This is a genomic window from Pseudonocardia petroleophila (assembly GCF_014235185.1).
Lineage (GTDB): Bacteria > Actinomycetota > Actinomycetes > Mycobacteriales > Pseudonocardiaceae > Pseudonocardia > Pseudonocardia petroleophila.
The window spans coordinates 1,806,793-1,820,679 of the sequence record NZ_CP060131.1 but is presented as its reverse complement, the minus strand read 5'-3'; the positions used below and the strand labels follow the sequence as shown (position 1 = coordinate 1,820,679).

At 75.9% G+C, this 13,887-nt stretch carries 15 protein-coding genes; 5 read left to right on the top strand and 10 right to left on the bottom strand.

The annotated features are described in order from the left end of the window. The first annotated feature begins 46 nt into the window (after nucleotides 1-46). Complete coding sequence (locus tag H6H00_RS09180; RefSeq protein ID WP_185720875.1) at nucleotides 47-1,327, top strand: adenylosuccinate synthase; 1,281 nt, start codon at nucleotides 47-49, stop codon at nucleotides 1,325-1,327. A 50-nt stretch (nucleotides 1,328-1,377) separates the two neighbouring features. On the opposite strand, the gene H6H00_RS09175 is transcribed toward H6H00_RS09180, so the two are convergent. The 4 genes from H6H00_RS09175 to nth form a co-directional block, all read right to left on the bottom strand. Continuing rightward, complete coding sequence (locus tag H6H00_RS09175) at nucleotides 1,378-2,574, bottom strand: MarP family serine protease (RefSeq protein ID WP_185720874.1); 1,197 nt, start codon at nucleotides 2,572-2,574, stop codon at nucleotides 1,378-1,380. Nucleotides 2,575-2,584: 10 nt separating this feature from the next. Continuing rightward, nucleotides 2,585-3,259 (bottom strand): NUDIX hydrolase, encoded by a 675-nt coding sequence (locus tag H6H00_RS09170; protein ID WP_185720873.1) that lies wholly within the window; start codon nucleotides 3,257-3,259, stop codon nucleotides 2,585-2,587. After that, complete coding sequence (locus H6H00_RS09165; protein WP_185720872.1) at nucleotides 3,256-3,900, bottom strand: TlpA family protein disulfide reductase; 645 nt, start codon at nucleotides 3,898-3,900, stop codon at nucleotides 3,256-3,258. Before H6H00_RS09165 ends, H6H00_RS09170 begins: the two co-directional genes overlap by 4 nt. 70 nt (nucleotides 3,901-3,970) lie before the next feature. After that, on the bottom strand, nucleotides 3,971-4,747 hold the full coding sequence (gene nth / locus H6H00_RS09160; RefSeq protein WP_185722279.1) for an endonuclease III: 777 nt from the start codon (nucleotides 4,745-4,747) through the stop codon (nucleotides 3,971-3,973). Between the two features lie 241 nt (nucleotides 4,748-4,988). On the opposite strand from nth, the gene H6H00_RS09155 reads away from it, so the two are divergent. The 3 genes from H6H00_RS09155 (at nucleotide 4,989) to H6H00_RS09145 (ending at nucleotide 7,424) form a co-directional block, all read left to right on the top strand. Further along, a complete protein-coding gene (locus H6H00_RS09155) occupies nucleotides 4,989-5,240 on the top strand; it encodes a hypothetical protein (RefSeq protein ID WP_185720871.1) in 252 nt (83 codons plus the stop codon). 166 nt (nucleotides 5,241-5,406) lie between these two features. Beyond that, a complete protein-coding gene (locus tag H6H00_RS09150; RefSeq protein ID WP_185720870.1) occupies nucleotides 5,407-6,081 on the top strand; it encodes a Crp/Fnr family transcriptional regulator in 675 nt (224 codons plus the stop codon). Nucleotides 6,082-6,185: 104 nt separating this feature from the next. Then, a complete protein-coding gene (locus tag H6H00_RS09145) occupies nucleotides 6,186-7,424 on the top strand; it encodes an MFS transporter (RefSeq protein ID WP_185720869.1) in 1,239 nt (412 codons plus the stop codon). Nucleotides 7,425-7,517: 93 nt separating this feature from the next. Here H6H00_RS09145 and H6H00_RS09140 read toward each other — a convergent pair whose 3' ends face one another. Together H6H00_RS09140 and H6H00_RS09135 are read right to left on the bottom strand one after the other, a co-directional pair. Further along, nucleotides 7,518-8,303: an MBL fold metallo-hydrolase gene (locus H6H00_RS09140; RefSeq protein WP_221775839.1), complete on the bottom strand. Its 786-nt coding sequence runs from the start codon at nucleotides 8,301-8,303 to the stop codon at nucleotides 7,518-7,520. After that, a complete protein-coding gene (locus tag H6H00_RS09135) occupies nucleotides 8,300-9,112 on the bottom strand; it encodes an NUDIX hydrolase (RefSeq protein ID WP_185720868.1) in 813 nt (270 codons plus the stop codon). The genes H6H00_RS09140 and H6H00_RS09135 overlap by 4 nt, the downstream gene beginning before the upstream one ends. 31 nt (nucleotides 9,113-9,143) lie before the next feature. Between H6H00_RS09135 and H6H00_RS09130 the strand changes: the two genes are divergently transcribed. After that, entirely contained in the window at nucleotides 9,144-10,031 is an 888-nt protein-coding gene (locus H6H00_RS09130) for a Gfo/Idh/MocA family protein (RefSeq protein ID WP_185720867.1), read from the top strand. 3 nt (nucleotides 10,032-10,034) lie between these two features. Here the strand turns inward: H6H00_RS09130 and H6H00_RS09125 are convergent, their stop codons facing one another. Genes H6H00_RS09125 through sp36 form a run of 4 tightly spaced genes read right to left on the bottom strand, consistent with a single transcriptional unit; the run spans nucleotide 10,035 to nucleotide 13,828 of the window. After that, entirely contained in the window at nucleotides 10,035-12,566 is a 2,532-nt protein-coding gene (locus H6H00_RS09125) for a hypothetical protein (RefSeq protein WP_185720866.1), read from the bottom strand. Between the two features lie 28 nt (nucleotides 12,567-12,594). Then, nucleotides 12,595-13,203: a hypothetical protein gene (locus H6H00_RS09120; protein ID WP_185720865.1), complete on the bottom strand. Its 609-nt coding sequence runs from the start codon at nucleotides 13,201-13,203 to the stop codon at nucleotides 12,595-12,597. Next, nucleotides 13,200-13,658 carry a RidA family protein gene (locus tag H6H00_RS09115; protein WP_185720864.1) on the bottom strand — a complete coding sequence of 153 codons (459 nt, stop codon included), beginning with the start codon at nucleotides 13,656-13,658 and terminating at the stop codon, nucleotides 13,200-13,202. The genes H6H00_RS09120 and H6H00_RS09115 overlap by 4 nt, the downstream gene beginning before the upstream one ends. Beyond that, the gene (gene sp36 / locus H6H00_RS09110; protein WP_185720863.1) at nucleotides 13,655-13,828 is read right to left on the bottom strand and encodes a Sp36 family protein; all 174 of its coding nucleotides are present in this window, start codon (nucleotides 13,826-13,828) and stop codon (nucleotides 13,655-13,657) included. The genes H6H00_RS09115 and sp36 overlap by 4 nt, the downstream gene beginning before the upstream one ends. Between the last annotated feature and the right edge of the window lie 59 nt (nucleotides 13,829-13,887).

Here is a 13,887-nt window from a genome sequence, read left to right as displayed (position 1 = left end):
TCGGTTACCCTCCCGCCGCCACGTTGCTCTAGGTCTGGAGTCTCACATGCCCGCGATCGTGCTGATCGGCGCCCAATGGGGCGACGAGGGCAAGGGCAAGGCCACCGACATCCTCGGTGACCAGGTCCAGTGGGTCGTCCGCTACCAGGGCGGCAACAACGCAGGACACACCGTCGTGCTCCCCGACGGGCAGAACTTCGCGCTGCACCTGATCCCGTCCGGCATCCTCACGCCGGGCGTCAAGAACGTGATCGGCAACGGCGTCGTCGTGGACCCGGGCGTGCTGCTCACCGAGCTGAAGGGCCTGGAGGACCGCGACGTCGACACCAGCGGCCTGCTGATCAGCGCCGATGCGCACTTGATCATGCCGTACCACGTGGAGATGGACAAGGTCACCGAGCGGTTCCTGGGCAAGGCGAAGATCGGCACCACCGGTCGCGGCATCGGGCCGGCCTACCAGGACAAGGTGTCGCGGGTGGGCGTCCGCGTGGCCGACGTGCTCGACGAGAAGATCCTGCACCAGAAGGTGGAGGCGGCCCTGCACCTGAAGAACCAGGTCCTGGTCAAGGTCTACAACCGCCGCGCGCTCGACGTCGAGCAGGTCGTCGACACCGTGCTCGGCCACGCCCAGCAGTTCGCCGGCCGCATCGCCGACACCCGCCTGCTGCTCAACAAGGCCCTCGAGGCGGGCGACTCGATCCTGCTGGAGGGGTCGCAGGGCACCCTGCTCGACGTCGACCACGGCACCTACCCCTTCGTCACCAGCTCGAACCCGACGGCGGGCGGCGCGGCGGTCGGCTCCGGCATCGGCCCGAACAAGATCACGCGGGTGATCGGGATCCTCAAGGCCTACACCACGCGCGTCGGCTCCGGCCCGTTCCCGACCGAGCTGCTCGACGCCATGGGCGAGCACCTGCGCAAGACCGGTGGCGAGGTCGGCGTCACGACCGGGCGTCCGCGCCGCTGCGGCTGGTTCGACGCCGTGATCGGCCGCTACGCCGTGCGCGTCAACGGCATCACCGACTTCTTCCTCACCAAGCTCGACGTGCTGTCGGGCCTGGAGACGGTGCCGGTGTGCGTCGCCTACGAGGTCGACGGCAAGCGCGTCGAGGACATGCCGATGACGCAGACCGACGTGCACCACGCCGTGCCGGTCTACGAGGAGCTGCCCGGCTGGTTCGAGGACATCTCGGCCTGCCGCACCTTCGACGAGCTGCCGGCCAACGCCCGCGCCTACGTGCAGCGGATCGAGGAGCTGACCGGGGCCCCGGTCAGCGCGATCGGCGTCGGCCCCGGCCGGGACGAGACGATCACCCGCGACGTCTGATCCCCCGTGCGCGGGAACGGTGGCCCCGGCCGTCGTTCCCGCGCACGGGCTCAGTTCGCGCAGGCCCCGGTGTCGACCTCGGCACCGAGCTGGGCCTGCGGGTTGACCGACGCCGCGACCTGCTCGTTGGTGAGCACGAACCCGGTCTCGCTGTCGTCGAGCGCAGCGCCGAACACCACGCCGATGACCTGGCCGTCGCGGTCGATCATCGGGCCGCCGGAGTTGCCGGAGCGGACCACCGCCCGGACGGTGTAGACGTTGCGCGAGACGGTGGCGTCGTCGTAGATGTCGGGGCCGTTGAGCGTGATCTCCTGGCGCACCTTGGCCGCCGACGCCGTGAACGGGCCGTCGAGCGGGTAGCCGAGGATGATCGCGTCCTCGCCGACCTGCGCCGGGGCCGGGCGGAACGGCAACGTGGGCGCGTCGAGGTCGGGGATGCGCAGGACGGCGATGTCGACCGCCGGGTCGTAGAGCACGACCTCGCCGCCCAGCTCGACGGTGCGCCCGCGGCTGTTGACGACCTCGACCCCGACGTCGTCGGTGCCGGCGACGACGTGGGCGTTCGTCATGACCAGGCCGTCGCCGATGACGAAGCCGGTGCCCTCCAGCGCCCGCTGGCACGACGGCGCGCGGCCGCGCACCTTCAGCACGCTGTCGGCGACCTCGCTGACGATCGGGTTCGACGCGAGCGACGGGTCGGGCGGGCCGACCTCCTCGATCGGGGTGCGGTCGAACGAGTCGAGGATCCGCGGGAACCCGGACGTGTCGAGCAGCTGGCGCAGCTCCTCGGGGAGCGCGCGGGCCCCCTCCGGCATCACCGAGTCGACGACGCGCAGCACCTCCGAGCTGCGGACGCCCGACGCGAGCCCGGGGAAGCTCGCCGAGGCCAGGGGCAGCGCCACCAGCCAGGCCGCGATGACGACGGTGAGCGCCTGCAGCACCGAGCCCAGCGTGGAGTCGACGCGCAGGGTGTTCTCGCCGGTGATCCGGTCGCGGATGCGGCGGCCGAAGAAGACGCCGGTGGTCTCGCCGAGCGCCACGAGCAGCACGACGACCACGATGCTGACGATGATCCGCGTGCTCGTGGACTCGATGCCGGAGGCGAGCAGCGGCGCCAGGCGCACGCCCAGGATCGCCCCGCCCAGCACCCCGACGAACGACAGCAGCGCGACGGCCATCCCGTGCCGCCACCCGGACACCCCGGCGACGAGGGCGAGCGCGATCACGATGAGGTCGACCCAGCTCACGACGGTCTCCTCATGCTTCCGCGCGGGCCCGTGACCACGCCTCGTCCAGATCCAGCACCCGGGTCGGCTCCCAGGGCTGTGCCCACCCACCCAGATCCAACAGCGCGGACAATAGGCCCCCGGTGAAGCCCCACACGAGCAGGCCCGCGACCAGGAACCCCGGCCCGGTGAAGCCGCTCGGATGCCCCACCGAGATCCGGTTCCCCGGGTCGGCGAGCACCGCCAGCGGCACCCGGACGACGGCCGCGGTCTCCCCGGCGTCGACGGCGTGCACGTCGCTCGGCCGCTCCCACTGGGCGAGCACCGGCGTGACGACGAACCCCGACGGCGGGATGAACAGCTCGGGCAGCAGGGCCAGCGGGACGACGCCCGCGGGGTCGAGCCCGGTCTCCTCCTCGGCCTCGCGCAGCGCCGTGGCGACGGCGTCGGCGTCGCCCGGGTCGGAACCGCCGCCGGGGAAGGCGACCTGGCCCGCGTGGTCGCGCAGCGTGCTGGCGCGCTCGACCAGCAGCACGTCGGGTCCGTGCCCGGGATCGTGGCCGACCAGGATCAGCACCGCCGCCCGGCGGCCGCCCTCCGGCGGCGGGACGCGGTGGCGGCTCAGGGTGAACGCGTCGACGTCGCGGACGGCCGTGAGCAGCGGGCGCAGCGGCTCGACGACCCGTTCCGGGCGCAGCGCGCTCACGACAGCTCCGCCACGGCGGCGGCCACGGCGTCGGCGCTCGCGAAGGGCACCGGGGGGTCGACGCGGTCGACCGTGCCGTCGGGCCGGGCGAGGAACGAGTACGGCAGGCCGGGCGGGACGTCGAGGGCGGTGCGCAGGGCGGAGCCGGTGTCGAGCGCAGACGGCAGGTCCACCCCGAGCTCGTCGAGGGTGCGCAGGGCGGCGCGCGGGTCGTCGTCGACGTCGATCAGGAGCACGGGCACCGACCCGGGCCGCGCCGCGTACTCGGCGAGCGCGGGGAGCTCCTCGCGGCACGGGCCGCACCAGGACGCCCACAGGTTGAGCAGCACGGGACCGTCCGCCGCGACCGCGCCGAGGTCGACGGGGCCCTCCGCGCCCAGGCACGCGACCGTGACGCCGGCCAGCGGACCGTCGGCGGCCCCCGCACCGGGCACCGGGCAGACCGGGAGACCGGCGTCGGCGCGCAGCGGGGCCAGCTCGGCGTCGGACACCGCGACCGCCTGCTGCGCCACCGGCGCGTCGACGCCCGACGGGGACCCGGCCGGGCGCGGCCACAGGGCGAACACCGCCAGCCCGACGAGCAGCACGACCACCGCGGTGGAGACGAGCTCCGCCCGACCCGGCCCGACCCGGGCGCTCACGCGACGTCCGGCGCGGCGCCGGCGGGCGCCGCGCACGCGGCCGGGTGGGTGGGCGCTGCGCGTCGCCGCGTCACGGCACGTCCTGCTCGGCCGCCTCGGGCGAGGCCGCCGCGGCGTCGAGGCCGGCCGGGGAGTCGGCGGGGACCTCGAGCGGCGCGCCGTCGTCGGCCAGCCCGGCGCGCGCGAGCAGGAACGGCCGCGACGGGCCCTTGACCAGCTTCGCGGCCAGCACCGGGTCGGTGGGGCCCTCGCCGTAGGCGGGGCAGTCGGCGGCCAGCGTGCAGGCGCCGCAGGCGGGCTTGCGGGCGTGGCAGACGCGGCGGCCGTGGAAGATCACGCGGTGCGACGCCATCGTCCAGTCGCGCTTCGGGATCAGCTCGCCGACCGCGTGCTCGACCTTGACCGGGTCCTCCAGGTCCGTCCAGCCCCAGCGCCGCACCAGGCGCCCGAAGTGGGTGTCGACGGTGATGCCCGGGACGTCGAAGGCGTTGCCGAGGATGACGTTGGCGGTCTTGCGGCCGATCCCCGGCAGCGCGACCAGCTCGTCGAGCGTGTGCGGCAGCTCGCCGCCGTGCTTCTCGACCACGGCGGCACCCAGACCGATCAGCGACGACGCCTTGTTCCGGTAGAACCCGGTGCTGTGGATCATCTCCTCCAGCTCGGCCCGCTCGGCCTGCGCGTAGGCGAGCGCGGTGGGGTACCGCTCGAACAGCGCCGGGGTGACGAGGTTGACGCCCTTGTCCGTGCTCTGCGCCGACAGGATCGTGGCGACGGCCAGCTCCAGCGGCGTCCGGAAGTCGAGCTCGCAGTGCGCGTCGACGTGGGTGTCGGTGAGCTCCCGCAGCATCCGGCCGACGCGGCGGGCCCGCCCGAGCGACGGCTCGCCGGCCGCCACGCGCTTCGCCAGAACGGCCGCCTTGCGGGTCAGTGCGGAGGATCCGGTCACGCCGTCGAGCCTACGGCGGGCCCCCGACGACCCGTCGTCGGTCACCGGAGCCGAACACCCGGACACGTTTGGGTATCACCGCGGCGGCGCACCGACCCCGGTCCACCGTAACTTCCGGGCGTGCGGGACCATCTTCCTCGACATGACTGCCTGGCTCTCCGTCCTCGTACCGCTGCTGGTGATGTTCTTCGCGCTCGGCATGGAGCGCGTCGAGTCCAAGCTGCGGGAGTCCACCGTGCGCCCCGAGGAGCTCGAGGAGCTGCTCGAACGCCCCCGTCCGGACGAGGTTCGCGCCCTGTTCCGCCAGGGCACGGGCCGCGCGCTGGAGCTGTTCCGGCTGCGCAACCGCGCGCCGCGCGGCCGCAGGCCGCAGAAGCGCGACAAGGCCGCCTGACCTCCACCGGGGCTCCCGGAACGGGTCGCGGCGGCGAATCGACCCCGATGTCGCCCGGTCGTGCACGGAAAACGACCCGCGCGACGTCACAGAGTGTGGGCGCACCCCCTAGACTGGCGCGCCGGTGATCCGCCGCGAGGCCGCGGCCGGAACGAGGAGCGGTGAAGTGGACGAGATTCTGATCCGCGCAGGCATCTTCCAGGGGGTCGAGCCGCACGCGGCCGACGCGCTGGCGCAGGCGCTGGAACCGGCGGAGTTCCCGCGAGGGCACGTGATCTTCGCGGAGGGCGAGCCGGGCGACCGGCTCTACATCGTCGCGTCCGGGAAGGTCAAGATCGGTCGCAAGTCGCCCGACGGCCGCGAGAACCTGCTGATGGTGGCCGGCCCGTCCGACATGTTCGGCGAGCTGTCGATCTTCGACCCGGGGCCGCGCACGTCGTCGGCCACGGCCGTCACGGAGGTCCGCACCTACACGATGGACCGCACCGCGCTGCGGGAGTGGATCGGCAAGCGGCCCGAGATCGCCGAGCAGCTGCTCCGCGTGCTCGCCCGCAGGCTGCGCCGCACCAACAACATGCTCGCCGACCTGATCTTCACCGACGTCCCCGGCCGCGTGGCGAAGTCGCTGCTGCAGCTGGCGCGCCAGTTCGGGTCGCAGGAGTCGGGCCTGCTGCGCGTCACGCACGACCTGACGCAGGAGGAGATCGCCCAGCTCGTGGGCGCGAGCCGCGAGACCGTCAACAAGGCGCTCGCCGACTTCGCCCACCGCGGCTGGCTGCGCCTGGAGGGCAAGAGCGTGCTCATCCTCGAGCCCGAGCGGCTGGCCCGCCGGGCCCGCTAGACCCCATCGACGGACGGCACCTCCCTGACCGGGGAGGTGCCGTTCGTCGCGTCCGGGCCCAATAAAGTGGTACGGCCGTGCCAGATCGTGCGACCCTGCTCGGTGTGTCCTCCTCGTCCGCGGCCCTGGCCGACTACCGCGCTGCCCTGACCTCCCCCGGTGCACTCGTGCCGACGCTCGCCTCCGCGCTGGCGCGGCTGCCGATCGCCATGACGACGCTGGCCGTGCTGCTCTACGTGCAGCGCGCGACGGGCTCCTACGCCGTGGCGGCCGTGGTGTCGGCGGGCACGCTGGCCGGGGAGTCCCTCGGCGCGGTCGCGCAGGGCCGGTGGATGGACCGGGTCGGGCCGATGCGGCCGCTGCTGCTCGCGGCCGGGCTCTACGCCGTCGCCGCGACGGGGCTGATCCTCGTGATCGAGAACGGTGCGGCGATCCCGGTGCTGGTGGCCGCGGCGGCGCTGTCCGGGCTGGTCCGCCCGGCGATGCCCGGGGCCTCGCGCGCGCTGTGGGGGCGGCTCGTCCCCGCGGGCCCGCGCCGCGACGCGGCCTACAGCTACGAGGCGATCAGCCTGGAGACCTTCTTCATCCTCGGGCCCGCGCTCGCCGCGTTCCTGGTGACGGCCCCGTGGCCGGGCACCGCGCTCGTCGTCGCGGTCTCCGGGATGGTGGTCGGCACGACGGTGTTCGCGCTGAGCCGCCCGGTGCGGACGCAGGAACCGGCCGTCGGGGGGCCGTCGATCGGGCTGCTCGGGGCGGTGGCGCGGCCCGGGATGCGCACGGTCGCGCTGGCGTCGCTGGGGTTCGGGCTCGTCATCGGGTCGGTCGAGGTGGGCGTCAACGCCGTGGCCACCGAGCAGGGCTCGCCGACGCTGGGCGGGGTGCTGCTCTCCGCGTGGTCGGTGGCCTCGGTGCTCGCCGGCATCCTCTACTCGCTGCGGCCGTGGCCGCGCCCGCTGCACCTGCGGATGCCGTTCCTGCTGGGGGCGTTCGCCGTCTGCGTGGCGGCGATGGCGCTGGTCGGGCCGCTGGCGTCGCTGCCGGTGCTTGTCGTCGCGATGCTGGCGGCGGGCGCCCTGATCACGCCGCAGGTCACCGCGCACTCGCTCGGGGTGGAGGCGACCGCCCCCGCCGGCACGGCCACCGAGGGGTTCGGCTGGATCGTCACCGCCGCGGTGCTCGGGATCTCCGCCGGCCAGGTCGCGGCGGGGGTCGCCGTCGACGTCGCGGGGGCCGCGAGCTCGTTCCTGGTGGGCGGGCTCGCCGGGGCGGTGATGGCCGGGATGCTGTGGTGGCGGCGCGCCACCCTGGCCCCGCAGCCGCAGGAGGCGCTGGCCCGGGCCTGACGGCCGCGCCCGGGTTGCAGTGGGGTGGCTCTGCTCCAACGGGGTTGGAGTGAAGCCACCCCACTGCGATCCGGCGGGGTGCGCGCCGGCGCGTCAGCCGCGCAGGTAGGCCAGCTGCGCCTGCACCGACCACTCCGCGGCGGGCCACAGCGACTCGTCGACGTCGGCGTAGACCAGCTCCACCACCTGGCGGGCGGTCGCGCCGCTGCCCAGCGTCGTCAGCGCGTCGCGGACCTGGTCCAGGCGCTGCTCGCGGTGCGCCAGGTAGGCGGCGGCCACCGCGGGCGCGTCCGGCAGCTCCGGGCCGTGCCCGGGCAGCACGGCCGTGCCGGGGGCGAGGTCGGCGAGGCGGCGCAGCGAGTCGAGGTAGGGGCCCAGCTTCCCGTCGGGGTGGTCGATGACGGTGGTGCCGCGGCCCAGGACCGTGTCGCCGGTGAGCACGGCCTGCGCGGCGCCGGGTCCGTCGAGCAGGAACGACACCGAGTCCGACGTGTGCCCCGGCGTCGCGACGACCCGCAGCTCGACGCCCGCCGCGGCCACCACCTCGCCGACGCCGAGCGCCTCGGACCCCAGCACCAGCGACGGGTCGAGCGCCCGGACGGGTGCCCCGGTCAGCTCGGCGAAGCGGGCCGCCCCGCCGGCGTGGTCGTGGTGGCGGTGGGTCAGCAGCACGAGCGCGACCGGACCCTGCGCGGCCACGCGCTCGAGGTGCCCAATCTCGTCGTCACCGGGATCGACGACGACGCACCCCTCGACGCCGGGCGCGCGCAGCACCCAGGTGTTGGTGCCCTCCAGCGTCATCGGCGAGGGGTTGTCGGCGAGCAGCACCGACGCGAGCGGCGTGACCGGGCGCAGCGTCCGGTAGGCGGGGTGCGTCACCGGAGCTCCCCCGGCGTCAGGTGTCCCGCTGCGACCTCGAACCCCTCGTCGCCGGGCAGCACGACCACCACCTCGTCCCCCTCGCGCTTGACGCGCGGGACCATCGGGCGGACGGTCCGCGCGGCGGCCGCGGCGAGCACCGACGCGGTGTCGGGGTACTCGGCGATCTCCTGCAGCGTCCGGAACGTCGGCGCCATCAGCTCCATCTCGCCCGCCCGCCAGCGCTCCAGCGCCTCCTCGGGATGCCACCACGCCGCCTCGACGGCCTCGGTGGTGTGCGCGTCGGCCTGCTGGCCGTGCGGCACCGCGGCGACGAAGAACGCGGTGTCGTAGCGTCGCGGCGACTCCTCCGGGGTGATCCAGCGGGACCACGCGTCGAGCAGGTCGGCGCGCAGCACGAGCCCGGTCCCGGCGAGGACCTCGCGCAGGGTCCGGCGGTGCGCGACGAGGTCGGCACGGGCCTCCGCCAGGACCATCGGGTCGGGGACCGAGCCGTCGGGGCGCGCGGCGAGCAGCACCCCGCACTCCTCGAACACCTCGCGGACGGCCGCGTGCACGAGCCGTCCGGCGGACTCGGCGTCGGCCTCGAACCGCTCGCCCCACCACGCCGGGTCCGGGCCGTCCCACAGCGCGGGGTCGGGGGTGTCGTCCGCGTCGACGCCGCCGCCCGGGAACACCGTCATCCCGCCCGCGAACGCCATCCCGGCCACCCGGCGCTGCAGGAACACCTGCAACGGCCGGTCACCGGGGACGTCCCGGAAGAGCAGCACGGTCGCGGCGGGTCGGGGTACGACCGGTTCGGGGGTCACGAGAGGTCACCCTAGATCGAGGGACGGCATGATGACGGACGTGAGTGCTCTGCGGGTGGGACTGGTCGGGGGCGGGCCGTGGGCGCGGCGGGTGCACGGGCCGGCGCTGGTCGCCCATCCCGGCACGGAGCTGGCGTCGGTGTGGACCCGGCGACCCGAGGTGGCCGCCGACCTGGTCGGCGAGCTGGGCGGGCGGGCCGTCGGATCGTTCGAGGAGCTGCTCGCCGACGTCGACGCGGTGGCGTTCGCGGTGCCGCCGCAGGTGCAGGGCGAGCTGGCCGTCCGCGCCGCCGCGGCCGGCAAGCACCTGATCTGCGAGAAGCCGCTGGCCGCCGACCTCGACGGGGCCCGTGCGGTCGCCCAGGCCGCGGCCGGGGTCGTCTCGGCGGTCGTGCTGACGCTGCGCTACGACACCGGGATCGCCGGGTGGCTCGCGGGCGTCCCGGCCGGGGCGGGGCCCGACACCCTCGGCGCGATCCGCTGGCTGTCCGGCTCCCTGCTCGGCGGGCCGTACGCGACCTCGCCGTGGCGGGCGGCGCACGGCGCGCTGCTCGACCTCGGTCCGCACGTCGTCGACCTGCTCGACGCGGCGCTCGGCCCCGTCACCGGCGTCGACTGGGCGCACCTCGTCGAGCCCGACCTCTGGCGCTTCGCCCTGCGCCACGATGGCGGCGCGCACAGCACCGTCACGGTCTCCCTGCGGCTGCCCGTCGACCCGTCGGAGATCGAGCTGACGGTCTTCGGCGGCGTCGGGCGGCACCGCTTCTCCGGAGGCGCCGCCGACGCCCGCACCTGCTACGGGCGGCTCCTCGACGGGTTCGTCGACGCCGTGCACGGCGGCCCGCCGGTCGTCCTCGACGCCGCCCGCGGGCTGCGCCTGCAGGAGGTCGTCGACGAGGTGGCCCGGGCCGCCGGCTGAGCGTCAGCCCGCGATGTCCGGCGGCGGCGGGTGCGGTCCGCGGCCGTTCGGGGCCCCGTTGCCGTTCTCGCCCGCGATGCCGGCCCGGCGCGAGACGCGCGGGCGGGGGGCGTCGCCGCCGCCCAGCTCGGACTGCAGGCGGGCCAGCAGGTCGCGGTCGGCGTCGGAGAGCCGGGCGGCCGTCTCCGACGGCGCCGGCGCGGCGGGAGCCGGCGGGCGGACCGGGGACGGGCGCGGGACCGGCCGGGCCGACGGCTGCGGGGCGGGCCGGGGAACGGGCCGCGGCGGCTCCGGCGACGCCGGGGCGTCCTCGACCGGGCCCGACAGCCCCGGGAGCGGCTGGTCCGGGTCGAGGGGGTCCGGGGAGGACGTCGAGCGGGAGATCGCCCAGTCGCCGGAGATCCAGTCGGCCAGCCAGTCGTCGGAGACGGGGGGAGCGGGCTCCCCCGCGTCCTCCCCGCCCGCGCGGTGGGCAGCGTCGTGCTCGACCGGGAGCCGGCCGATGCCGAGCGGATCGGCCTCGTCGATGGGGGGCAGCGTCCGGGACGCCTCGCGGTCGTCGATCGGACCGCCGAACGGGTCGCCGATGGAGGCCAGCGCGGGGGAGTCCGACCCGGCGGGCGGGCCCGGGTGGCGCGGGAAGTCGGCGACGGGGGCCAGCGGGCGGCGCCTGCCGAACGGGGTGGGGCCGGGCGGCTCCTGGTCGGTCGGGCGCGGAAGCGGGGACACCGCGGTGGGCCGCGGGCGCGGCAGGTCGGTGCGGGAGCGCAGCGGGGTGACCGGAGCGGGCACGGCCGGCTCGGTGTCCGCGGCGTGGTCGGTGTCGAGGTCGGTGTCGAGGTCCCCGTCGCGGTCGGCAGCGTCGGCCGCGTCCTCGGTCGGGTCGAACGACGACGCGGCGGCGAGCGCCGCGGACCGGGACCGCGCGAGGGCGGGCCAGCCGGACAGCGGCTGCTCGGCCGCGTCCCCCCGGTCCGGATCGGCGGGGGCCGGCTCGGCCCGACCCGGCCCGGTGGCGGGCCGGTCGACGCCGTCCCGCTCGGCCGCGTCCCGCTCGGTGGCGTCCTGCTCCGTGGCGGCCCGGTCGGTGGGGGAGGGCTCGGGGGCGGGCCGGTCGGTGTCCGGCCCGTCGAGGGGCCGGTCCGCAGCGGCCGTGATGCCTGCGGCCGGGTCAGCGTCCGCCCGGCCCGTGTCGGGCCGGTCCGCGTCGGGCCGATCCGCGTCAGGCCGGTCCGTGTCGAGACGGTCCGCGTCAGGCCGGTCCATGTCGAGACGGTCCGCGTCGAGACGGTCCGCGTCGAGACGGTCCGCGTCGAGACGGTCCGCGTCGAGACGGTCCGCGTCGAGACGGTCCGCGTCGGGCCGATCCGCGTCAGGCCGGTCCGTGTCGAGACCGTCCGCGTCGAGACGGTCCGTGTCCGGACGGGCTGCGCCCGGACCGCCGGTGTCGGAACGGTCGATGCCCGGACGGTCGGCATCGCCGCGGCCGGCACCGGTGTCGTGGGCGGAGGCGCGGTCGGCGGTGTCCGGCTCGGCACCGGACCCGCCGAACAGGGCGGACCCGTCGGCGTCGGAGGCGAACGGCCGGACCACGGGCGTACCGCCGGCGGGGGTGGCCCGGTCGACCCCGAAGTCCCACGAACCCTCCGCACGGGCCTCCCCGGAGTCGCGCGCCTCGCGCCGCGACCGGCGGTCGAGCGGAGCGGGGTCGGGCTCGGGGGAGCGGAACGCCCGCACCGGCGGCGGCATCACCAGGCTCCCGAGCGACGGCCACGCGGACGCGCCCGACGACTCCGGGATCCCGGACGCCGGCGTCTCCGCCTCGGACTCCGACGACTCGGACCCCGGCGACGGGGACGGGGCGGGCGACTGGGCCGCGAAGGTGTCGGTGTCGGTGTCGGTGTCGGTGTCCGCCGACGCCGACCCGGTGTCGTCGTCGGCGCCGTGCACCGGGACGGCTGACGCGAGCGCCGCCCGCTGGTAGCCGGGCCGCGCGGAACCCGCGACCACGACCTCCACCGCGGACGGGGCCCCGACGCGGGCGCAGGCGATGGCGAGCTGGTAGCCCAGTACGTCGACGGGGCGCTGGTCGTCCGCCGCGACCTCGACGACCACGACGGGCTGGGGCAGCGGGCCCGGCGCGGACCCGGCGGGCGTGGTCCGGAACGTGACCCAGGTGCGGCAGCCGGCGACCAGCCGCTCGGGCAGCGCCCCCACGGCCGCGGCCAGGTGCTCGACGCCGGGACCCGCGGCGAAGCGGTGGGCGGTGTCGGTCTCGGCGGCGGCAGGCGGGAGGGCCGCGTCGACGTCGAGGTCGGTGCGGGCGGCCCGGGCCGCGGCGACGACGGCGGCCCGGTCGCGCGGCGGGAGTGCGGTGCCGTCGGCGACCAGCGTGCCGGTGATCAGCTCCAGCGCGCGGCCGTCCTCGCCGACCGCGACGAGCTCGCGGCACCAGGCCAGCAGGTCGTCGTCGATGCGGCCGGCCAGCGCCAGCAGGATCTCGTGGGGCGAGTCGCCCGTGGTCCGGTCGTCCACCGGCCCTCCCGTTCCGTGCGTCTGCGTCTCAGCCGGCTGCGACGGGCTCCATCGACGACGACGACGCCGTCGACTGCCACAGCGGCGCCGATCCGATGATGGCCGCCTGGTGGTAGGCCGGGGGCTCCCCGTGCGCCGGGAGCACCTCGACGCACGGTGTGCGGTCGCCGTGGGCCCGCAGGACGCGCTGCAGCGTGCCGGCCAGCAGCCACGGCCGCTCACCGCCGTGGACGACCAGCACGCGCTGGTCGCCGCGCGGCCCGACCCGCCACGCCTGCCGCAGCTCGACGCACCCCGGGTGGCCGCGGACGACCCCCAGGACGCTCAGCGCGGCCGCGTCGAGGGCGTCGGGGCCGGAGCGGAACACGACGTCGGTGTGCAGCGGCCCGTCGAGCGGCAGGACCGCCTCCAGCAGCCGCCGCGACGCCCCCCACTCGCCCGCACCCGCGACGAGCAGCACGCGCTCGGCGTCGGTGAGGCCGAGGCGGTGGCGCAGCAGCTCGCGGGTGAGCATCGCGGCGAGCGGCTCGTGCGCGCCCGCGGCGAGCCAGTCGCGCAGCCGCCACAGCACCTCGTCGGGCAGCCGCCCGGCCAGCGCGACCAGCAGGTCGTGCGTCGACCGCTCCGCGGAGGTCATCCCGCCACCTCGACGACGATCTCCACCTCGACCGGCGCGTCCAGGGGCAGCACGGCGACCCCGACGGCCGAGCGGGCGTGCGCACCCGCCTCACCGAAGACCTCGCCGAGCAGCTCCGACGCCCCGTTGATCACCGACGGCTGGCCGGTGAAGTCGGGCGCGGAGGCGACGAACCCGACGACCTTCACCACGCCGACGACCGCGTCGATCCCGACCAGCGCGTCGACGGCGGCCAGCGCGTTGAGGGCGCAGGTGCGGGCCAGGTCACGGGCGGTGTCGACGTCGACATCGGCCCCGACCTTGCCGGTGGCCGGGAGCGCGCCGTCGACGAAGGGCACCTGACCGGCGGTGAACACCAGGTTCCCGGTGCGCCGCGCCGGGATGTAGGCCCCGGCGGGGGCGGCGACGGTCGGCAGCTCGATCCCGAGCTCGCGGAGCTTCGCCGAGGCCGTCACGTCTGCGCCGGCCGCTTGAACCACGCCACCAGCTGCTCGCCGTTGGCGCCGGAGGTGACCTGCACCAGCTCCCAGCCGTCGCGGCCGAAGTTGTTGAGGATCGCCTGCGTGTTGTGGATCAGGACGGGTGCGGTGAGGTATTCCCACCTGGTCGCTGAGGGGGAGCTCATGGAGGGGACTGTAGCCAGCGCCTCACCCCGATCGGGCGACCGGGCAGGTCGTCGGCTCG

Excerpts from the sequence above, each read along its gene's own strand:
- sp36 (WP_185720863.1), bottom strand. The coding sequence starts at position 13,828 with ATGAGCTCCCCCTCAGCGACCAGGTGGGAATACCTCACCGCACCCGTC.
- nth (WP_185722279.1), bottom strand. The coding sequence starts at position 4,747 with ATGCTGCGGGAGCTCACCGACACCCACGTCGACGCGCACTGCGAGCTC.
- H6H00_RS09155 (WP_185720871.1), top strand. The coding sequence starts at position 4,989 with ATGACTGCCTGGCTCTCCGTCCTCGTACCGCTGCTGGTGATGTTCTTC.
- H6H00_RS09120 (WP_185720865.1), bottom strand. The coding sequence starts at position 13,203 with ATGACCTCCGCGGAGCGGTCGACGCACGACCTGCTGGTCGCGCTGGCC.
- H6H00_RS09130 (WP_185720867.1), top strand. The coding sequence starts at position 9,144 with ATGACGGACGTGAGTGCTCTGCGGGTGGGACTGGTCGGGGGCGGGCCG.
- H6H00_RS09180 (WP_185720875.1), top strand. The coding sequence starts at position 47 with ATGCCCGCGATCGTGCTGATCGGCGCCCAATGGGGCGACGAGGGCAAG.